Source organism: Nocardia donostiensis (genome assembly GCF_002081715.1).
GTDB classification, from domain to species: Bacteria; Actinomycetota; Actinomycetes; order Mycobacteriales; family Mycobacteriaceae; genus Nocardia; species Nocardia donostiensis.
On the sequence record NZ_MUKP01000003.1, the window covers coordinates 139,736 to 159,484 of the forward strand.

The window sequence follows — 19,749 nt, forward strand, 5'->3', positions numbered from 1 at the left end:
CCCATTTTTACACTCAGCGGTTTTGCTGCAAGCTCGCTATGGTGCCGGAATGCTCACAGCTGTCGTAGTTGTCGCCATTCTGATTCTTGTTGCCGCCGTTGTTCATATTGCGAGCCGCCCGCCGCGTGATCTGGCCGAAAGCCAGAGCAGTTGGAGCGAGTCCGGTGGTGGTGCCGATCGCTGACCGGTTCACCCGGTCGGCGTCAACACCACCACCGCGATGGGCCGCTTCGTGCGCTTCTGGTATTCGCTGTAGCGGCCCCGGTTCACCTCGTCCACCAGATTCCAGCGGCGCGAATAATCCGGATCGCCGGGCAGCGTGGCCCGTGCGATCACCGGAACAGTGCGCCGCCCCACCTGGATCGCACACTTCGGCTCCGCCTTCAGATTCGCCAACCATCCCGGCGGCCGCAGCGATCCACCATTGGACGCCGTCACCAGATAGTCACCCCCATCCCGGGCGTAGGTCAGCGCCGACGTCCGCCGCTGCCCCGTCTTCCGCCCCACCGTCCGCAGCAACAGCGTCGGATTCCCGAACAGCAACCGATGCCCCACCAGCCCCCCGCTGCGCTCATACACCCACTGATGCGCCCGCAACACCTTCACGAACAAACCCGCCATCACACCTCCAGTCCCGGCCGACCCCGCCACCCTAACCGCCAACCCCCGCCCAACTGGCCCTCGCCGCACCCCACCGGGTAACATCCCCACACCTGCGGAATCCACCGCAGAGGGGGCGGTAGCTCAGTCGGTTAGAGCCGTGGACTCATAATCCATTGGTCGCGGGTTCGAGCCCCGCCCGCCCCACAAATAGCCATTTACCAGCGGAAACGCTGGATTCGATGATCGTTTTGCTCAAAAGCGTTCCGTCCTCGAGCCGAGGGGACCGTCCCCTGTCCGTTCTCAGGGTTTCCGCCGTGATGTCCTGAGTGTGGCTTCTGACGGCTACGAAGCAAGGAAGTCACCGTGCGTCGCTCGGCGGTAGCGTTCCCACCATTCTCGGATCGCCTGTACTTCCCGGGTGAACTCCGAATCTGATTCAGAGATGACTGTCAGGGGCGCGACCAGTATCGTTCGGCGCCCACTGAGCAGCGTCACCCTCACTCGCCGGTATCGGCCGCGGTGCACGGTATCGATGGCGGCGATAGTGTGCCATGGGAAGAGTTTCGGTCGGATTTCGCGGTGTACCAGCCCGTCCGGGGTCAAGCGGGTTTCGGCGGTCAGGTGGATGTAGCGAATGAGCAGGCCTGCGCCTGCCATGCAGATTCCCAATACGGTGAGCGCAAGGTGTAAGACGATCAGGACCGGTTCCGGGGAGGTCGGATCGAGGAGACGTAGTGCGAACTGAATTGCACCGAGGAGGGTTTGTAGTGCGCCGACGGCCACGATCACCCATGACGATCCCAGGAGCAGTGGGTTGCGGGGCGGACGGAAAATCGGGGTGGATTGCATCATTGTCCATCTGAGGTGGGGAGGTGACCTCAACCAGAGTAGCGGTAGCGGCGCATCCATTTGGTCATGATCCATTTTTCGCCGGCGAGCACCGGTGCTCCGGCGTGCTGTGTCATCGGGTCGAGTTGCCCTCTGTTGTTGAAGTATCGGAAATAGACGGCATTGCCCTTGCGCGGGGAGATCGACATGCCTGCCTTGGTGAAGGCGGTGCTGCCGCCGTCTTCGACATCGTTGAGGTAGACCACGAGAGTGGCTGTCCGCTGGCCGCCGCGAGCGATATGGGTGACGTGGCCGGGTTGTTCCGGCGGAAAGTAATCGAAATGCGGACGGTACTCGCCTCCGACGCCGTACCGCAGAACTTGCAGGCCCTCACCGTTTTCCAACGGTACGTTCATCAGGGCGGAGATCCGCCGGTCGAGTCGGTCGATGAACGGAGTCTCGGACAACTGGAATGATGTGCTCTCGCTGGAGCGGTGCGCAATTATTTCCGCACGGCCGGTTTCGGGGTTGACGGTCGTGGAGCGCTGCAGTTTTTTCTCGGACAGCTCGATCACCTGATCGCACTCTTCGGCGGAGAGGACATCGCCGAAGAGAATCAGCTGCGGCTGTTCCAGCAGTAATATGGGGTGGATCGCGCGATCGTGGGCATGAATGGTTCGATCGGTCGTAACGGGCAGCGGGTCGTACTCGTAATCCGCGTTGCCCGGCGTTTCTCCCACGAGCACAGCATGCACCGCCGCGGGGGCCGCGTCCTTGTCGAAACCGCCGTTGATCATCGCTTCGACCATCGACTCGACCGAACACCCCCGGGTGAGGTTTTCCTCGATCCAGTTCCGCCACGCAAGGTCCAGCGCCACCGTCATACTCGCAGATTTTATGCGCTAACGCGTTGGGACGCGGCTCGTTTCGGGTCGGCTGCCGCGTAAGTGGGAGGCACGTCTCTGTGAGGCAGGAACCCACCGCAGAACCGCAAGGTTCAGGACGAATCCCGGCCGCTCACGAACCGGAGGACGTCAAGGGCGGATCGGGAGCAGGGGCAGACGAAGGTGAGTTCGTCTGCTTCGGTAGAGAAGGCGAAGGCGGCGGCCGCGAAGAAGGTGGGGCGGTCGGATTTCTGCAACGTGTTGTTATTCCCATACATGCCGGGTCGGAAGGAGTCGGGCTGCCTGCCCAGGATCAGCCGCCAGAACCGGTCAGCTGGTTGGACGCCACTGTGGACAGTTGTCCGGAATATTGTCGGGTGAGTGCCGGCGGGTAGCTGCTCGCGTTGCACCCGCCTGATCCGCCCGGTCGGCGGCGCATTACGGTTGTGTGTTCTGTACAGAGCGGGTAGCCGGAGCACTGTACGGTTGCCCCGGGTAACGTCGCGCTTCTGCAAGCGTGCATTTGTGATCTGAAAGGACTCGGATTCCATGTCGATCGGCACCGGCAGAGCTTCCGATGCACCCGACGCGACCGCGAAAGAGGTAGCCGGCAGATTGCGGGCGAAACGTGGTCTCGACCGAGTGGTTTTCGGTGTCACCGCGCTGGGTGCGCTGGCGTTCGTGGCGTGGGGCATCATCGACCAGGCCGGTCTGGCGTCGGTGGCCTCGAGTATGCAGTCGTGGGTGATCACCAACACGGGTTGGCTGTTCGTGCTGGTCGCCACCGCGTTCGTGATCTATGTGATCTGGTTGGCGATCAGTCGGTACGGCAAGATCCCGTTGGGCGCCGACGACGAGAAGCCGGAATTCCGCACCGTGTCCTGGATCGCGATGATGTTCAGCGCCGGTATGGGTATCGGCCTGATGTTCTGGGGCGTTGCCGAACCGCTTTCCCACTTCGTGAAACCCCCGCCGGGGACCGCCGATCCCGGTAGCCCGGCAGCTTCCGAAGTCGCGATGGCGACAACACTGTTCCACTGGACCCTGCATCCGTGGGCGATCTACGCGGTGGCCGGTCTCGCTATCGCCTACAGCACCTTCCGCAAGGGGCGCTCGCAGTTGATCTCCTCGGTGTTCCGGCCGATCCTCGGCAGGCGAGCCAAGGGACCCGGCGGGCGGGCCATCGATATGATGGCGATCTTCGCGACCCTGTTCGGTTCGGCGGCGTCGCTCGGATTGGGGGCACTGCAGATCGGCGCGGGCCTGGACCAGCACGGCTGGGTCGGCTCGGTCGGCAAGCTCGGCCTGGTGGGTGTGATCACGGTGCTCACCATCGCGTTCATCGCCTCCGCGGTCTCCGGTATCGATCGTGGTATCCAGTGGCTGTCCAACACCAATATGGTGCTCGCCCTGGTGCTCGCGGCGTTCGTGTTCGTTGTGGGGCCCACCCTGCTGATGCTGAACTTCCTGCCCACCGCGGTGGGTGACTACATCGAGATGATGCCGCGGATGGCGTCGCGCACCGGTGTCGCAGGCGGCGCGGAAATGGAAGCGTGGCTGTCGTCGTGGACCATCTTCTACTGGGCGTGGTGGATTTCCTGGACCCCCTTCGTCGGCATGTTCATCGCCCGGATCAGCCGCGGCCGCACCATCCGGCAGTTCGTCACCGGTGTGCTGCTGGTGCCGAGTCTGGTCAGCTTGATCTGGTTCGTGATCTTCGGGGTCGCTGGGATTCAGGCGCAGCGCGAAACCGGGCAACTGACCGAGGCCGACGGATCGGTCAACGAGGACTTCGCTCTGTTCCATCTGCTGGAGCAGTACCCCCTCCCAGCGATTACCGCCATCCTGGTGATGGTGCTGGTTGGTATTTTCTTCGTCTCCGGCGCCGATGCCGCCTCGGTCGTGATGGGTACGCTCTCGGAGCGGGGTGGGCTGCAACCGTCCCGGTTGACCGTCACCTTCTGGGGTGTGGCCACCGGCGCTGTGGCTGCGATCATGCTGATCATCGCCGATTCGGAGAATCTGGCGGGTGCATTGACCGGGTTGCAGGCGCTCACCACGGTGGTGGCGCTGCCGTTCATGCTCGTGATGGTGTTCATGTGCTTCTCGCTGTACCGGGACCTGCATTCGGACCCGATCATCCTGCGCGAGGACCGAGCCGTGGAACTGGTCGAGGGCGCGGTTCTGCAGGGCACCGAGCGGCACGAGGGCGAGTTCGAACTCGTCACCGAGGCGGTGCGGCCGGCGGAGCCGGAACAGTCCGCGGACGAGGTCGAGCCGGTGAGCGGTAAGCCTGCCGACCGGGTCTGAGCACTGAACCCTTCGCCCGGCCGGTTCTCAGAGCAGGGCTGGGCCGGGGGCTCGTGAACGTCGGCCGAGGCAGACGCCACGAACCGCTGATTCATCGCGTGCGCCCGCGATAGTCCAGGCATGCACGACCACCGGACGGGACTTCCTGCAGCGACGCGGGCCGCGCGCCGTTCTGCGTGGCCTGAATGTAGATCCGTAGTCCCGCGGTGACCTTCCGCGCCAGTGCCTCCAACTGATCGGGCGACAGCGTTTCCCCGAACGCCGCCGCGGCAAGCAATCGTTCCCGTACCTGTTCCAGGTTCATGCGAGCGAACGGGATCGGCGCGAGTTCGGGCATGCGCAGACCATACCCGAACTCGAACACAGTTTCGATAGTTCGGGTGATAGCGCGGTGTGCACGCCGTACCACTCTCAGGGGCGGCCGGTCGGGGCTGAGGCGCGCCGAGATGTCGTCCGCTCCTGGATGGCGGCCTCCACCTCGTCCAGAGCGGACCTGATCATCGCACCGTACCCATCGTCCGGCAGCGAGTCCACTGCGGCTCGGGCGGCGTCCACCTCCCACCGAGCGGCGTCGAAAGACGACAGCCTGCGGTAGTTGTCGGCCAGGTTCAGGTGCAGGGACGGGAAGAAGCCGCGCACATCGAGGCCGGAGTCGTACTGGCGGGCGCGATGGTCGGTGAGAGACAGCGCTGCATCATAGGCGCGGATATCCCAGGTGAGAGCCTGGGCTGGGTCGTCGTGTAGGTCGGCGAGGTAGTGGGCGAGGGTGCAGCGGTGCAACGGGTCGCCCTGCGGGCCGATGGACTCCCACAGGGCGGTCAGCGTGTCGCGGGCGGTGTCGCCGTCGCCCTCGCGACCGCGCGTGACGGCATCGGTGATCGCGGCCATGGTCGGGTCGGAATGGTTCATGTGTTCTCCTCGGTGTCGGGGGTGGGTCGGACGGTGGGCATGGTGACGGTGGTGAGGTCGCCGACGCTGGCGGAGCGAATCACCACGGGCTGATCCGGTGCGGAGATGTCGAGCATGATGTCGGGGCCGACAGCGCTCTGGAGCGCAGGACGCAGCGTCGGGGTTGCGAACGCGAGCTCCACTGCCGTGCCGATTACGGCGGCCGGTAGTTCTTCGCCTGCCGTGCCGGGGGCGGCGACGACCAGCGTTGCCTGATCGGCGGGTGCCAGGTTCGCCGGGTTCGCTCCGGTGGTACCGGGCTGTGGTGCGGGGTGGGCCGAAAACACCAGCGCCGGGCCTGCGGCATCGATCGCGTCGAGCAGGCGGTCGCGGGTGAGGACGACGCGGGTTCGGACCGGCGCGAGCCCGGAAAGGACGGCGCGGTAGTCAGGATAAGGCTCGGCGATGGACCGACAGTGGCGCTCGATACCGCCGCTGTTCAGCAGCAGACCGCGATCGCCGGGGGAGAGGGCGACCTCGTCGGTGGTTCGCAGCCACGGCTCGATCGCGGTGAGTTCGGTTCCCGCGACAACCAGTGACCAGTCGCCGCCGGATCGGCGCAGCGGTACGAGGGTCCGGGTGGTGAGGCGGTAGCGGTCGGTTGCGGTGAGGATCAGCGCGTCGCGTTCGACTTCGAGGAGAAACCCGGTGAGCACCCGGATTCCGTCGTCGGCGGCGACCGCGGACCCGACTTGTTCGATGGCGTGAGCCAGTGCCGGACCGGGCAGCAGGACGCGGGGCCCGGAGTTCAGTTCGGCCTTGATGGCGCGAGCGGTATCGGCGGCATGGCGGGCGCGGCGTTCGAGAGCGTCGACGTGTTCGTCGAGCAGATGCTCTGCCAGTGCCTGGTCGCCGGACAGTATCGCGGTGATGCCGTCGAGGCCGACTTCGATTTCCCGGAGCCGCCGGATGAGCATCGCGCGCTCGAGTTGGGCGGACCTGTAATAGCGATAGCCGGTGACGGCGTCCACCTCGGCGGGTGTCAGCAGGCCGCAGTCGTCGTAGAACCGCAGCGCGCTCGCCGTCAGTCCGCTGGCCCGCGCCAGCACACCGATGGTGACCAGCTGTTCTTCGTCGCTCACTCCGCCATCATCGGCCTTCGACCAACCAGAGGGTCAAGCCGCGGCGGCTCAGCGCGAAGTAGCGACTGCCGGAAACCTGAGGGTCAGCCGATGACGGCGTTCATGATGGTGCCCGCGCTGGTGGCGACAACGCCGCCGATCATCGCGCCTGCCACCATCTTCGGGGACTGCAACCCGCCGCCGGTCCACTTCTCCCAGGCGAAGCGCCCACCGGCGTAGATGATTCCGCAGATACCGGAGAGCAGAACGAACCAGGTCAGATATCTGACGAGCTGGAGGAACTTGTCGGAGATGGGTGGCGCTTCAGGGGTGGGGTTGCCCAGTTGCGCCAGCGTATCGGTGACGGTGGCCAGTATCATCTCGCAGCTCACTTGTTAGTGGTGGGCGGGAACGCCTCCAGATCGTATCCTTTCGCGGCTGTATACGCAGAAACCCCAGGTGAGAAGGGTGCCTATAGCGTGAAAACGGCTGCGCCGCAAGCACTTGCGCCCAACGGCTATCGCTCGCGAAGATGGAATGGGGGTGCCGGGACCACCCGGATCACTTCCCCCATCAGTTCCCTCCGGCGAATCAGCTTGCGGCCGAATGCTGCAGCCGCGCGGATGGGAACAGCTAGCAGGTTGTACCGGAGAGGAAGCAGACGGTGAGCAACATCGCGATATCGGTCGTCGACACGGTCACGACACTCGCACAGGTCGCCAATCCCACTCCGGAAGCACCACCGCTGGCGGACAAGGCCATGAAGTTCGTCGGCTACGCGACCTGGCTGGCGATGATGTCGGGCATCGTCAGCATCATCTACGCGGGTGGTCGCTTCGCCTGGGAGAAGTGGAGCGGCGGCGGATTGCAGTCCCCGAAGATGGTGGCCGGTGCCATGGCCGGCGGTATCGTCGCGACCAGCGCGGGCACCATCATGAACGCCGTCATCGGGATCTGAAACACCGGTAGCGCATGGCGCGATTCGGTTCGCGACCACACCTGATCAGCAAACCCACAGTTATACTCCCTCGCGTATCTCTCGAACAGTCCAGTGGACGCCCGGGAAGCAGGGAGAACCGCATGGGCGATATCGCGCGCAGGCGCGGGGACGGAGTTCGCGCTCGGTCTCCCGCAGCGGACCCGCTGCTGTCGCGGCGCACCGCCTTGGGCTTCATGCTCGCCGCTGCCGGACTCGCGGCCTGCGGGGACGGCGGCGACGAGGACGGCGGCGTAGAGCCTTCTGGTACCGCCGCAGACCGCAGCAGGGTCGCTGCCGATGCCTACGTCTTCGGTTACCCGCTCATGCTCATCGACGCCACCCGCGCCACCGCCACCAGCCCGGTCAACCACTTCCGCCACGCCACCCGTCTCCCCACCCCTGAGGACCACAACATCGTCCGTGTCGACGTCGATACCCTGTACTCCTCGGCCTGGCTGGACCTGCGCGAGGAACCGATGCTGTTCGAGGTGCCGCCGATCGAGGAGGGGCGCTATTGGATGATGCAGCTGGTGGGCGCCTGGTCGAACACCGTACACAGTGTGACCGGTGTGCGTCCGCGGGCAGAGGTCGACGAACCGCCCTACGTCTACGCCGTCACCGCCCCCGGGTGGACGGGCCGGCTGCCCGACAATGTGACGCCACTGCCGATGCTCAGCCCTGACGCATGGCTCATCGGCCACGTCGAGGTCAAGAACTCGGACGACCTGGCCGCCGCGCGTGAAGTCCAGAACCAGTTGAAGCTGGCGCCGTTGAGCACCTGGAACACCATCGCTCATCCTCCTTCCGTTCTGCTGCCACCGTTGGGGCGGGAACTGCCGCCGGTCGAGAAGGTCGCCGCCATGGACGCGCGGGCCTACTTCGACCGCATGTGCCTGCTCATGGAGCAGAACCCGCCCGTCCCCGACGACGAACTCACCCTGCGCGAGTTCGCGACCATCGGTATCGAGCCGGGCGGCAGCCCGGAGGGAGTATCCGATGCGGAATTGACCGCAGGCGCCAACGAAGGCAAGCGGCAGATCACTGTCTATCTGGATCCGGGCAGCAAGATCCGCAACGGGTGGGTTTTCGACACCAGCGTCGGTGATTACGGCACCAACTATTTGATGCGTGCCGCGGCGGCGATGCGCGGTCTGGGCGCGAACTTGGCGGAGGAGGTGCTGTACCCGTCGCTGTTCGCCACTGCCGACGACGACGGCGTCCCGATTAGGTTCCGTTTGCGTTTCCCGCCGGGACAGACCCCGCCGGTCGAGGCGTTCTGGTCGCTGACGGCTTACACCGCCGAGGGCTGGCTGGTGCCCAATCCCGCAGGCATCTACTCGGTGGGGCATCGGATCCCGGTGGTGTTCTCCCCCGACGGAACCCTCGAACTCGCCGTCCAGTACGAGGATCCGGGGTCGGCGGTGCCGCCAGGTAACTGGCTGCCGATCCCGGCCGAGGGCCAGTTCTCTATCGTGCTGCGCCTGTACGCTCCCAAACAGGTAGCTCTCGAGGGGAAGTGGGCGCCGCCGCCGCTTGAACCACTGCCCTGAGCCGAGGAAGTTCATGGTCGGCTCAGGGTTTTTCCCGATACCGCCGCCGTTGATGCCGAACGACAATCAATGTGTCGAACCGACCAACGGGGAGCAGGCGATGACCGAGCAGACCAGTACCAGACGAAATCGACGGGATCGGACCGTGGACGAGCAGCAGATACGAGAGGTGCTCGCTCGTGCCTCGCACGCGTGGGCCGACAATGACGCCGGCGCGTATGCTGCGGAATTCACCCCCGACAGCGATTATGTGGCCTTCGACGGCACATGGCTGCGTGGCAGGGAAGCCAACCGCGCATTGCACAGTGAGCTGTTCGCCGGTGTGCTGTACGGCACCAGGATCGAGGGCGATATCGAATCGGTCCGGTTCCTGACCGACGATATCGCGATCGCGCATATGACGGGTTCGGTGGCGTTCGCCTGGCAGCCGACGGTCCCGAAGGGCCGGCTGTCGCGCAACACCTGGGTGCTGCGCCGCGACGGCGACGACTGGCGGATCGAGGCGTTCCACAACACTCGGGTCCGCCCGATGCCGGGCGACAACTTCTTCGCGCGCATGTTTGCCCGTTATGTCCGCTGGCGCACCGAGCGCACGGCGGCGATCACCGGCCAGACCTCGTAGGGCTGATCCGCGTCCGGCTCAGATCCGGGCGCCCTTGGCGCGGTTGCAGGCCCGGCACAGGATCTGCAGGTTCGTCGCGCTGGTCGCGCCGCCGCGGCTGAGCGGGATGATGTGGTCGAACTCCAGGTAATGGCTGTCGCCGCATTCGACGCATTTACCGCCGTCACGCTGCCACACCTCGGCCTTCACCTCCTGCGGGATACTGCGGGTGTCGCGCTGGCCGGGAGTGAGGGTGAGCCGTTTGGCCACCCGCAGCGCGCCTTCGAGGGTGGCGGCCACATGATCCGGATCCTCGACGGCGAAGGTCGCGCCACCCCGCGCCGAGGTGGCGGCGACGACCACCGTGTCGTATTCGACGGTTACCGAAACAATCCGCGACCACGGCATCTCCACTCCGGAACCGGTGCCGACGAACCGCAGCTTCTTGTTGCTGACGATGAGCCTGCCTTCGGTCCGCCTCGGTCCTTTGGCGAGCTGCCGCACCTGGGTGACGCCGACATCCAGATACACCCGCTCTTCTGGGTCGAGGTGCAGGTCGGGCGAGCGCACGGTGGGCAGGTCGCCGCCGCGCAGCCGCGACAGCATCCGGCCGCGCTGCATCCGCCACCGCAGCTCATCGATCTGCGGGCCGGACAACTGGAGTTCGGTGACCGCGTGCTCGAAATCGTCGTACTCCTCGGCCTCGATCCGGCCGTCGGCGAACGCGAACGCCACCCGGCGCTCCACATAGTCCAGTGCGAGCGGACGCAGCACCGCGTAACCGGCGCTTTCTTCTATCCACTGGTAGCGCAGCGACGCCCAGAGTGCCTCCCAATCGGCCCCGCGCGGGCCCGTCGCGGTGAGCACCCGCCAGGCGCGGGTGTGCCAGTGGGTGAGGAACTCATCGACCTGCCCGGGACATACCGCGCACGAGTGGTAGCCGCCGAAAATACGGCGGCGGCGCGGATGCCCGCAGCGGGCACAGTCACGCGGGTGCTGCGGCCGGGCCTGGCGGGTATCGGGGGTCCAGTGCTCGCCGTCCCACCAACGCAGCCGTGCCGGGTCGTCCGGGTCGGGATGCCAGTCCGCTCGGTCGCGGTTCGGCGGTGGTGGTGGTTCGATCGGTGCTCGGGGCTGGAGTGGACGACGTAGGGTGACCCCGGTGTGCCGGACTGCCGGTTCGGCGGTCGATGTCGCCGCTCGAGGTGGTTCGGTAGTGCGTGCCGCCGGAGACCTGCTCGATCGCACCCCTGCCGGACCCGTAAGTGTCGAGGGAGTCCCGGTATGGGGCGACCTTACGTGCGGGACAGTGGTAGACCCCGTGCGGCCGGGTCGCGTCTGCGCGTTGTGTTGTTGTGGGCGCCCGGAGCTCGCCTCGGGGCCGCGTCGTACATGTTCGGCCTGCGCCGGTTCATCGTCTTCGACATCGACACCGAATTCGGTCACCAGCCCGGCCATTCCGCTGGCCCAGCCCTGCCCGACTGCTCGGAACCGCCACTGCCCGTCGCGGCGGTAGAACTCCCCGAACAACATCGCAGGCACCGATTCCGAATCCTCGATCCGGAACCAGATGATGGGCCGGTCGGCGTCGTACACGGTCAGCCGCAGCTCCGAAACCCTGCTGAACAAGCCGTCGTCGAGCGATCCTGTCACCGCGATCCGGTCCACTTCGGCTTCGGTGCGCGGCAGCGAAACGCTCAGCCGAGCGGTCCCAGGAGCGGGCGCCTGGTCGACGGTCACCGCCTGCGAGATATGCCTGGGCGCATTGTAGAAAACCAGATCCCGGTCGGAGCGCACCTTTCCCGATTCGTCGAGCAGCAGCGCGTGCGCATCAACCGAATGCTCGGTCCGCCACGAAATCACCACGGCCAGAAGGGATGTCGGTACCGGCGCATTCGCGCCCTTGCAGAGTTCCATCGTTATCGAACTATGCCACGCGCAGCCGACACCATCGGACGACAGCTCCCACCGCCCTCGGCAACGAGCCGGCTACCAGGCGGTTCACCGTCAGCGACAGGGAAACCGAAGCCAGGCGATACCGCCGATGAGAGCATTGGCTCGGTGCCGTGAACAGTCCGGCCGCACCGGTGCCCTACCCGCTCTGCTGGTTGGGGCTCGGGTCGCTGGAGCAGCCGGGGGAGCCGCTACGTTCAGGGCAGGCTGGTTCGGCTGGTTGTTCGGCCTAGTAGCTGAATGAGGTGGAGGCATGTCGGGAGCAGCCGAGGGGAGCCGCTGTGGTTCGGGTCGGCCGTTCAGCGAGTTGACTTTTGGCGGCGAGCGAGGTGGAGATACACCGGGACAGTCGAGGGGAGCAGCCAGGACCGCTCGGCAGGAATGGTCGCGGGCGAGATCGCGGAACGTTGCGGCAAAACGCGGGCGCTAGGTGCGGCCGCGGCGTAGGTCGGTGTGCTCGCCGTTGGACTGGGAATCGGTGCGGTCGTGTACCGGGATCACGTTGATATCGGTGCCCTCGATCAAGATCTGGGCGTTCTTGTTGGCGCTGAGCAGGATCTCCACCAAGCGCTGTGCTACTTCCGCAGCTGTTTCCGCCGAGGCGTAGCGAGCGAGAGTGCGGGTCACCGGGCCGATCTCGCCGGTCCCGCGGTGGTGATCCCAGCTCCATGAGCCCGCGGTGGTGTTTTGCCGCGCCACCACCTCGACCTCTCGGATATTCCGCGTCGGCCCGGCCCGTTCGTCGGTCTCACGCACCGGTGCGGTACCGATCTCGTCGATCGCAGCGGCCCGAAGCCAATCGCCCGCAAGCGTTCTCACCCACAGTTGTGCCATATCAGTATTGTCGCCGACCAGGGGCATTTCGGGGGCCGTCTTCGCGAGGGTGCGGGCGATCCCAGAAGCTGCCCGTCGAGCGGTAATCGAACTGATCTTCTGTTCAGATCCAGACGACGGGCTCGCTGACGGCAGGTGTCGGAGAACCGGCACCCGGGACGATGGCGCGCATGGCAGCTCCTGCTTTGAGCAGCACCTCCGCGTATTCGCTGTCCGGGTCCGAATCCAGGACGATCGCGCCGCCCGCCCCGATCTGCCAGCGGTCGCCGTAGCGGACCGCGGTGCGGATGACGATGTTCAAGTCGGCGGTACCATCGAGGCCGAGGAATCCGATGGTCCCCGAGTACACGCCGCGCGCTTCGGTCTCCAACTCATCGATGATCTCCATGGTGCGTAGCTTCGGTGCGCCGGTCATCGAACCACCCGGGAAACAGGCGCGCAGGCAATCGATCACGTCGACCCCGGCGCGCAAGGTGCCGCGCACGGTCGACACCAGCTGGTGCAGTGTCGAATAGGTTTCCACCGCCATCAGCTTCGGCACATGCACGCTGCCGATTTCGCAGACCCGGCCCAGATCGTTGCGCAGCAGGTCCACGATCATCAGGTTCTCGGCAATGGTTTTCGGGTCGCCTGCCAGCGTGGTGCGCAACTGTTCGTCTTCCTCGGGGTCCGCCCCACGCGCGGCGGTGCCTTTGATGGGTTTGCTTTCCACTCGGCGGTTCCGGTCGACCTTCAGGAACCGTTCCGGCGACGAGCATGCGATCTCCAGCTCGTCGAACCGTAGATACGCGGCGTACGGTGCGGGGTTGCAGCGCCGCAGCATCCGATAGCAGTCCAACCCGTCGACGGTCGCCGAGACGGTCGCTTGATCGGTCACACAGATCTCGTAGGACTCGCCTTCGCGCAGCTTCTGCAGACAGACGTCGATGTCGGCCAGGTACTGTTCCCGTCCGCGCCCCAGTGCGGCCGCGACCTGCCCGGGGTCGGTGCCGATGGTCAGCGGCCGCGGGTTCGACCAGGTGGGCAGTGTCTCCAGCACGGTTGCGGTATCACGCAACCATTGCGTACCGGCCTGTACGGCATCGGGGGTGGGTTCGGTCAACACGAGCAGATAGGTACGCCCGGCTTCGTGATCGACCACCACCGAACGGTCGGCGAAGATCCATTGTGCGTCCGGCATCGGCGCATGATGTACGGCTGCGCCGCCGCAGTCGGCTTTCACCTCGTATCCCAGGTAGCCGATATAGCCGCCCGCGAAATCGAAGGGCAGATCGGGTAGCCCGGTGCGGCGGTCGCGCAGCTGGTCGGCCAGGTAATCCAGAATCCCGCCCGGCACCGCACGCTCGCATCCGTCGCTGGAGGTCACCGTGACCGCCCCGGTGCCGACGCGGTAGCGCACCACCTCGCTCGACGGCCCGCTCGCGTCGCCGAGGAACGAGAACCGGTCCAGGCCGGGTTCGACGTGTTCGCTGTCGAGCCAGAACGCGGTCGGCGACTCACTGTAGAGCCGCACGAAGATCGCTTCGGTATCGATCGCGCGGGCGATGACATGGTGTTGGAGCTGCCAGCGTGAACCGGTGTCCGGCATATCTCCGCAGTCCGGGGCGCCGCGCTCGCCGGGTACGGCCCGCGGAACCGGCGGAATGCTCCGCGCCGTTTGTGGTGCTCTGCTCGCCGGAGGGAGTTCAGTGCCGCTCGGCTGCCCACCGGCGTACTCGTGTCCGAACGGCGGCGCAGTCGCTTCCCTGGCTGGTGCAGAGCGCGCTGCGAATTGTTCTACCCAGAGTGCCTCGGTGATCGGCGGCTGCTGTCCCACGGATGCTCTGGTTCTGCTAGCGGGACCGGGTTCGTCCGCACTGTCGCTGTCGTGCAGCGGTATTTCGATCGCGGGTGCAGGCGGCGGCGAATCCCGGCCAGGTCTGCTCGCGACCGTAGATGTGTTCGCGTGGCCCTGCCCGCCGCCCGCACGGGCCCATTGCCTGGTCAGGGCTGCGAAGTTGGCGAGCAGCGCTGCGCCGTACTCGCTGGCAATCGACTCAGGATGGAATTGCACCCCCCATTGCGGGCGGGTCCGGTGCCGCACTCCCATGACGACGCCGTCTCCGGAAACGGCGGTGACTTCCAGACTGTGCGGAACGGTGCGCGCACTGAGCGAGTGGTAGCGCACCGCGGTGAAGCTCTGCGGTATGCCCGTGAACAGGCTGCGCCCATCGTGTTCGATGCGATCGAGGTACCCGTGCCGGGCGGTGGGTGCTGCGGCGACGGCGCCGCCCGCGGCGAGCACGATTCCCTGGTGGCCGAGGCATACGCCGAGCAGCGGTAGTCCGGCTTCCCGGATCACCGCCGCGGAGATCCCGATATCGCGGGCGACGTCCGGGCGTCCGGGCCCGGGGGAGATGACGATGTTGTCGAAACGGTCGAGCCGCAATTGTGCGACCGAGTCCACCTCATCGTTGCGCACGACGGTCGGCTCGACCCCGTTCACCTGGCTGATCAGCTGATACAGGTTGTAGGTGAACGAGTCGTAGTTGTCGATCAACAGCGTGCGCATTCTGTGCCGAACCCTACGCCGCCGCCGATCCGGCAAACTGTTGTCGGTTGCCTTCAGTTCGACTGGGTGGGTGGGGCACAATGTGGGGCATGTCTGTTGCGCAACCGGTCGGCGTGGAACGTGATGTCGTCGACTTCGCCGTGGTCGGGAACTGGATGGACGAGCAGGGACTTTCCGGCGGTGAATTCGCGGAGGTGACCGCGCTCGGCGGCGGCACCCAGAACATCATGCTGCGCTTCCGGCGCGGTGACCGCGAGTACGTGCTGCGGCGCGGCCCCGAACACCTGCGTGCCAGGAGCAACGAGGTGATCCGCCGCGAAGCCCGGTTGCTCGGCGCATTGAACGGCACCGAGGTGAAGGCCCCGCGTGTGATCGCCGCCTGCACCGACGAAACGGTACTGGGTGCGGTCTTCTACTTGATGGAGCCGATCACCGGTTTCAACCCGCAGAACGAACTGCCCGCACTGCACGCAGGCGGTGCCGAGATCCGCCGCCGGATGGGTCTGTCCGCGGTCGAGGGCATCGCCCGGCTCGGCTCCCTCGACTATCAGGCGCTCGGCCTGGCCGACTACGGCAAACCCGAGGGTTTCCTGGAGCGGCAGGTGCCGCGCTGGCTCGGTGAGCTCGAGTCCTACTCGTCGAACGAGGGCTACCCGGGACCGCAGATCCCGGGCCTGGAACAGGTGGGCGAGTGGCTGGACCGCAACCGCCCCGCCCGGTGGACGCCAGGCATCCTGCACGGCGACTGCCATCTGGCGAACATGATGTTCTCCTACGACGGTCCCGACCTCGTCGCCATGGTCGACTGGGAGATGTCCACTATCGGCGACCCGCTGCTCGACCTGGGCTGGCAGATCGCGACCCGGCCCGAACCCGGCACCACCGGTGCAGCGTTGGTCGGCAAACTCGGCGAAGTGGGCGGTCTGCCCACTGTCGCGGAGATGATCGCCCATTATGCGAAGTTCTCCGACCGCGACCTGAGCGCCGTCACCTGGTACACGGTGCTGGCCTGCTTCAAGCTCGGCATCGTGCTGGAGGGCACCTACGCGCGCGCGTTCGCGGGCAAGGCGCCCAAGCAGGTCGGTGACTTCCTGCACGCCATCACCCTCGAACTGTTCGAGCGGGCGCATCGTTTCATGGAGTGAGGGGCGCTCGCGAGCGGTTCGGGTAGTGCGGTCGCGTCGCGGTGGCCCCGCCGTCGGCTCAGGAAACCTGCACCTGGACAGGTCTGATGTGGTCGTTTGTCCAGTTATTGCGGCGATCTTCTCGAAACTACTAGAACGTGTTCCAGTTTTTGCGTAGTGTTGGTGCCGTCACATGAAGCCCGTGCACGTGAGAGGTCGGACAGGAATGAAGACGAAGGGCGCGATCCTGTGGGGGATCGACGAGCCGTGGTCCGTGGAAGAGATCGAGATCGGCGACCCGCGCGCCGGTGAGGTGCAGATCCAGCTGGAAACCGCTGGTATGTGCCACTCCGACCATCACATCGTCACCGGTGCCACCCCCATGCCCTCCTTCCCCGTCATGGGCGGGCACGAAGGCGCGGGCGTGGTTACCAAACTCGGGCCGAACGTGCCTGCGGACCTCGCCGTCGGCGACCACGTCGTACTGTCGTTCATCCCGGCATGCGGTCGCTGTCCCGCCTGCGTCGCCGGTCATATGGCGCTGTGCGACCTGGGTGCCGGGCTGCTGTCCGGCCAGTCGATCAGCGACGGCAGCTACCGCATCCACGCCCGCGGCCAGCACGTCATCCCGATGTGCCTGCTCGGCACCTTCTCCCCGTACATGACGGTGCACCACACCTCCGTGGTCAAGATCGACCCCGAGGTTCCGTTCGAGGTGGCCTGCCTCGTCGGCTGCGGTGTGCCCACCGGTTTCGGCTCCTCCACTCACGTGGCCAAGGTGTCGCCCGGTGACACCGTCGCGATCGTCGGTATCGGCGGTGTCGGTATGAGCGCGCTGCAGGGCGCGGTGCTGTCCGGCGCGCAGCAGGTTGTCGCGATCGACCCGAACCCGTGGAAACGGGAGCAGGCCCAGAAGTTCGGCGCCACCCACACCTACCCGAGCATGGCCGAGGCCATCGCCCCGCTGATGGAGGCCACCGAAGGGCGGATGGCCGACAAGGTCATCCTCACCATGGGCGAAATGCACGGCGACTACATCGAGGAAGGCCTGATCCTCACCGCCAAGGCAGGCGACCTGGTTGTCACCTCGATGGGCCGGATGGACGCCTTCGACGTCAAGCTCAACAGCTTCCTGCTGTCGATGCTGCAGAAGACCGTCAAGGGTTGCATCTTCGGCGGCGGCAATGCCCGCCAGGACATTCCACGCCTGCTGCGGCTGTACAAGTCCGGTCAGCTCAACCTGGACGATATGGTCACCCGCAGCTACCGCTTGGAAGACATCAACCAGGGCTACCAGGACATGCTCGACGGCAAGAACATTCGCGGCATCATCAAGTACACCGACGCCGACCGCTGATCCGGTCGCGGGCAGCCGCCGGTGCCGGTATCGATCGGATACCGGCACCGGCGGCTGCCGCCTTCCGGTTCGACACGGTAGCCTCTGCCGGCATCGATGCTGGATCCCTGGACGCCGCCGCTCGCCAGCTCCCGATCCACATCCTCCGTTGGGCGCCGAGCGCGGCTCGAAGGCGCGGTGTAAGCCGAGCCTGACGACGCGTGGGAGCCGCCGACACCAAGGACGGGCCCGTGCGCCGAAACGACGGTTGGGTGCCGATATTTCACTCGGCCCGCTGGATGTGGCGAAACATGGTCTCGTAGGCTCGATATGTGCGTGCACTCGAGCAGATACAGGACTGGCCGGTACGACACGCGGCAGCCGGTGTTGTCACCCGTGACGGCATGACAACGACAGGTGACGCCGACCGGGTTTTCCCGCTCGCTTCGGTGACCAAACCGCTCGCCGCCTATGCCGTGCTGGTCGCCGTCGAAGAGGGCGCGATCGAGCTCGACCAGCCTGCCGGACCGACCGGCTCCACGGTGCGTCACCTGCTCGCCCACACCTCCGGTTTGGCTTTCGACACCACCGACCAGATAGCCGAACCCGGGGCGCGGCGCATCTACTCCAGTTCCGGTTTCGAGGTGCTGGCCGATTTCGTCGCGCAGCAAACAGGTATCGCGTTCCCCGAGTACCTGCGGCAAGCGGTATTCGAACCGCTGGCCATGACCTCCTCCGAACTCACCGGTTCCGCAGGTCATGCGGCCCGGTCCACTGTCGCCGACCTCGCCCTTTTCGCCGCCGAACTTCTCGAACCCCAGCTGATTTCGACGCAGACGCACACCGAGGCCAGCACGGTCCAGTTCCCGGGCCGAAACGGAGTTCTACCCGGTTTCGGTTCGCAGCGACCCAACGACTGGGGTCTGGGCTTCGAGATTCGCGACAGCAAGACTCCGCACTGGACCGGGACCGCGAACTCCCCACGCACCTACGGTCATTTCGGCCAGTCCGGCACCTTCCTGTGGGTGGACCCGGAGCACGAGGTGGCGTGTGTCGCGTTGAGCGACGAGAATTTCGGCGACTGGGCACGGGAGGCCTGGCCCCCGCTCAGCGATGCGGTGCTCGCCGAAACGACACGTTCACGCAACTCAGCGAAGTAACACGTGTAACTCGAGACACTCGAGTACACTCGGGCCACGCACCAGCTCGATGGACCGTTGGGGAAGACGTTCCTGGTCGACGCTGGAGGTGTCTGTGCTGCGCGCATCGAGTCAGTTCGCGGACGTGACGGCGGGTGTGGTCTACATCCACTCGTCGCCGGCTGCGCTGTGCCCGCATATCGAGTGGGCACTCGCGTCCGCCCTCGGCGCACCCGCTCAACTCCGCTGGACCGCCCAGCCCGCCGCCGCGGGCCAACTCCGCGCAACCAGCGAATGGATCGGCCCCGTAGGCACCGCCTCCCGCATCGCCCAAGCCCTACGCTCCTGGCCCGTCCTGCGTTTCGAAGTCACCGAGGACCCCAGCGAAGGCGTCGACGGCGAACGCTACAGCTTCGTCCCCGACCTCGGCCTCTGGCACGGCTCCATCAGCGCCAACGGCGATGTGATGATCGGCGAGATGCGGCTGCGCGGGATGCTGCGCACGGCCCGTGAACTCGACAAGTACTCCAGCTACGACCTGGCCGCCGAGATCGACCGGGCGTTGGGGACAGCGTGGGACGAGGACCTCGAGTTGTACCGCCCGGGGAGCGAAGGTGCTGAGATCACCTGGCTGCGGCGAGAGGTCGGGTAGAGCGGCCTAGCACGGTTCATGGTGAACCGTCTGCCGTTATCGAATCCCGCAGGTTCGGTTCCACGGCGAGGATATCGTCTCGGCCGGAGGTGGCGATCATGGCGTCGCGGCGGATAGCCAGTAGCGCGACATGGACATCGACGACGTCGGGGTGACGGCATTCACCGATCTTGACACCCACGAGAAGGGCCTCGACGCGATCGAGCGCGGCGATGTGGATCCGGTCATCGGTCAGGAGGAACCGTGATATGAGATATTGCCTCGGACCGTCCCGCCATGCTTGGGCGAGCACTCCGGACGGAACGATGACAGGAAGTCCTGAATCCACCGTTTCGGCGAGCAAGGTTCGAATGTAAGGTTTTTCCGCGTTCGAGTGCGATAAGGGCTCCGGTGTCC

At 65.9% G+C, this 19,749-nt stretch carries 20 protein-coding genes and 1 tRNA gene; 9 read left to right on the plus strand and 12 right to left on the minus strand.

Features of this window, described 5'->3' with window-relative positions; genetic code table 11:
* Nucleotides 1-13 precede the first annotated feature (13 nt).
* Nucleotides 14-193 carry a hypothetical protein gene (locus B0T44_RS03210; protein WP_077116529.1) on the minus strand — a complete coding sequence of 60 codons (180 nt, stop codon included), beginning with the start codon at nt 191-193 and terminating at the stop codon, nt 14-16.
* The gene (locus B0T44_RS03215; protein WP_077116530.1) at nt 190-621 is read right to left on the minus strand and encodes a nitroreductase family deazaflavin-dependent oxidoreductase; all 432 of its coding nucleotides are present in this window, start codon (nt 619-621) and stop codon (nt 190-192) included. Before B0T44_RS03215 ends, B0T44_RS03210 begins: the two co-directional genes overlap by 4 nt.
* A 112-nt stretch (nt 622-733) precedes the next feature.
* Between B0T44_RS03215 and B0T44_RS03220 the strand changes: the two genes are divergently transcribed.
* Nucleotides 734-807, plus strand: a tRNA-Ile gene (locus B0T44_RS03220).
* Nucleotides 808-945: 138 nt separating this feature from the next.
* Here B0T44_RS03220 and B0T44_RS03225 read toward each other — a convergent pair.
* Together B0T44_RS03225 and B0T44_RS03230 are read right to left on the minus strand one after the other, a co-directional pair.
* Nucleotides 946-1,455 carry a hypothetical protein gene (locus B0T44_RS03225; protein WP_077116531.1) on the minus strand — a complete coding sequence of 170 codons (510 nt, stop codon included), beginning with the start codon at nt 1,453-1,455 and terminating at the stop codon, nt 946-948.
* Nucleotides 1,456-1,481: 26 nt separating this feature from the next.
* Entirely contained in the window at nt 1,482-2,315 is an 834-nt protein-coding gene (locus tag B0T44_RS03230; protein ID WP_077116532.1) for a 2OG-Fe(II) oxygenase, read from the minus strand.
* Between the two features lie 549 nt (nt 2,316-2,864).
* On the opposite strand from B0T44_RS03230, the gene B0T44_RS03240 reads away from it, so the two are divergent.
* Entirely contained in the window at nt 2,865-4,625 is a 1,761-nt protein-coding gene (locus B0T44_RS03240; RefSeq protein ID WP_077116534.1) for a BCCT family transporter, read from the plus strand.
* Between the two features lie 91 nt (nt 4,626-4,716).
* Here the strand turns inward: B0T44_RS03240 and B0T44_RS03245 are convergent, their stop codons facing one another.
* The 4 genes from B0T44_RS03245 to B0T44_RS03260 all read right to left on the minus strand — a co-directional run bounded on the left by B0T44_RS03245 (nt 4,717) and on the right by B0T44_RS03260 (nt 7,014).
* On the minus strand, nt 4,717-4,962 hold the full coding sequence (locus tag B0T44_RS03245) for a DUF6374 family protein (protein WP_139347779.1): 246 nt from the start codon (nt 4,960-4,962) through the stop codon (nt 4,717-4,719).
* Between the two features lie 74 nt (nt 4,963-5,036).
* Nucleotides 5,037-5,534 (minus strand): hypothetical protein, encoded by a 498-nt coding sequence (locus tag B0T44_RS03250; RefSeq protein ID WP_077116536.1) that lies wholly within the window; start codon nt 5,532-5,534, stop codon nt 5,037-5,039.
* Nucleotides 5,531-6,655, minus strand: coding sequence for a DNA polymerase III subunit beta family protein (locus B0T44_RS03255; protein WP_077116537.1), 1,125 nt, complete (start codon nt 6,653-6,655; stop codon nt 5,531-5,533). Before B0T44_RS03255 ends, B0T44_RS03250 begins: the two co-directional genes overlap by 4 nt.
* 83 nt (nt 6,656-6,738) lie before the next feature.
* Nucleotides 6,739-7,014: a hypothetical protein gene (locus tag B0T44_RS03260; RefSeq protein WP_077116649.1), complete on the minus strand. Its 276-nt coding sequence runs from the start codon at nt 7,012-7,014 to the stop codon at nt 6,739-6,741.
* 284 nt (nt 7,015-7,298) lie between these two features.
* On the opposite strand from B0T44_RS03260, the gene B0T44_RS03265 reads away from it, so the two are divergent.
* The 3 genes from B0T44_RS03265 (at nt 7,299) to B0T44_RS03275 (ending at nt 9,785) form a co-directional block, all read left to right on the plus strand.
* Nucleotides 7,299-7,592: a hypothetical protein gene (locus tag B0T44_RS03265; RefSeq protein WP_077116538.1), complete on the plus strand. Its 294-nt coding sequence runs from the start codon at nt 7,299-7,301 to the stop codon at nt 7,590-7,592.
* A gap of 122 nt (nt 7,593-7,714) precedes the next feature.
* Nucleotides 7,715-9,163, plus strand: coding sequence for a DUF1254 domain-containing protein (locus B0T44_RS03270; protein ID WP_081511501.1), 1,449 nt, complete (start codon nt 7,715-7,717; stop codon nt 9,161-9,163).
* Nucleotides 9,164-9,263: 100 nt separating this feature from the next.
* Nucleotides 9,264-9,785: an SgcJ/EcaC family oxidoreductase gene (locus B0T44_RS03275; RefSeq protein WP_077116651.1), complete on the plus strand. Its 522-nt coding sequence runs from the start codon at nt 9,264-9,266 to the stop codon at nt 9,783-9,785.
* An 18-nt stretch (nt 9,786-9,803) separates the two neighbouring features.
* Here B0T44_RS03275 and B0T44_RS03280 read toward each other — a convergent pair whose 3' ends face one another.
* The 3 genes from B0T44_RS03280 to pabB form a co-directional block, all read right to left on the minus strand.
* On the minus strand, nt 9,804-11,681 hold the full coding sequence (locus tag B0T44_RS03280; protein WP_077116539.1) for a TerD family protein: 1,878 nt from the start codon (nt 11,679-11,681) through the stop codon (nt 9,804-9,806).
* A gap of 462 nt (nt 11,682-12,143) precedes the next feature.
* Complete coding sequence (locus B0T44_RS03285; protein ID WP_139347780.1) at nt 12,144-12,551, minus strand: hypothetical protein; 408 nt, start codon at nt 12,549-12,551, stop codon at nt 12,144-12,146.
* A gap of 103 nt (nt 12,552-12,654) precedes the next feature.
* A complete protein-coding gene (pabB, locus tag B0T44_RS03290; RefSeq protein ID WP_077116541.1) occupies nt 12,655-15,102 on the minus strand; it encodes an aminodeoxychorismate synthase component I in 2,448 nt (815 codons plus the stop codon).
* Nucleotides 15,103-15,191: 89 nt separating this feature from the next.
* Between pabB and B0T44_RS03295 the strand changes: the two genes are divergently transcribed.
* The 4 genes from B0T44_RS03295 to B0T44_RS03310 all read left to right on the plus strand — a co-directional run bounded on the left by B0T44_RS03295 (nt 15,192) and on the right by B0T44_RS03310 (nt 19,353).
* Nucleotides 15,192-16,247: a phosphotransferase family protein gene (locus tag B0T44_RS03295; RefSeq protein WP_217697482.1), complete on the plus strand. Its 1,056-nt coding sequence runs from the start codon at nt 15,192-15,194 to the stop codon at nt 16,245-16,247.
* A gap of 205 nt (nt 16,248-16,452) precedes the next feature.
* Nucleotides 16,453-17,583: an NDMA-dependent alcohol dehydrogenase gene (locus tag B0T44_RS03300; protein WP_077116543.1), complete on the plus strand. Its 1,131-nt coding sequence runs from the start codon at nt 16,453-16,455 to the stop codon at nt 17,581-17,583.
* A 311-nt stretch (nt 17,584-17,894) separates the two neighbouring features.
* Nucleotides 17,895-18,722 carry a serine hydrolase domain-containing protein gene (locus B0T44_RS03305; RefSeq protein WP_077116544.1) on the plus strand — a complete coding sequence of 276 codons (828 nt, stop codon included), beginning with the start codon at nt 17,895-17,897 and terminating at the stop codon, nt 18,720-18,722.
* Between the two features lie 97 nt (nt 18,723-18,819).
* Nucleotides 18,820-19,353 (plus strand): DUF3145 domain-containing protein, encoded by a 534-nt coding sequence (locus tag B0T44_RS03310; RefSeq protein ID WP_077116652.1) that lies wholly within the window; start codon nt 18,820-18,822, stop codon nt 19,351-19,353.
* A 16-nt stretch (nt 19,354-19,369) separates the two neighbouring features.
* Here the strand turns inward: B0T44_RS03310 and B0T44_RS03315 are convergent, their stop codons facing one another.
* The gene (locus B0T44_RS03315; protein ID WP_217697483.1) at nt 19,370-19,696 is read right to left on the minus strand and encodes a hypothetical protein; all 327 of its coding nucleotides are present in this window, start codon (nt 19,694-19,696) and stop codon (nt 19,370-19,372) included.
* Nucleotides 19,697-19,749: the final 53 nt, after the last annotated feature.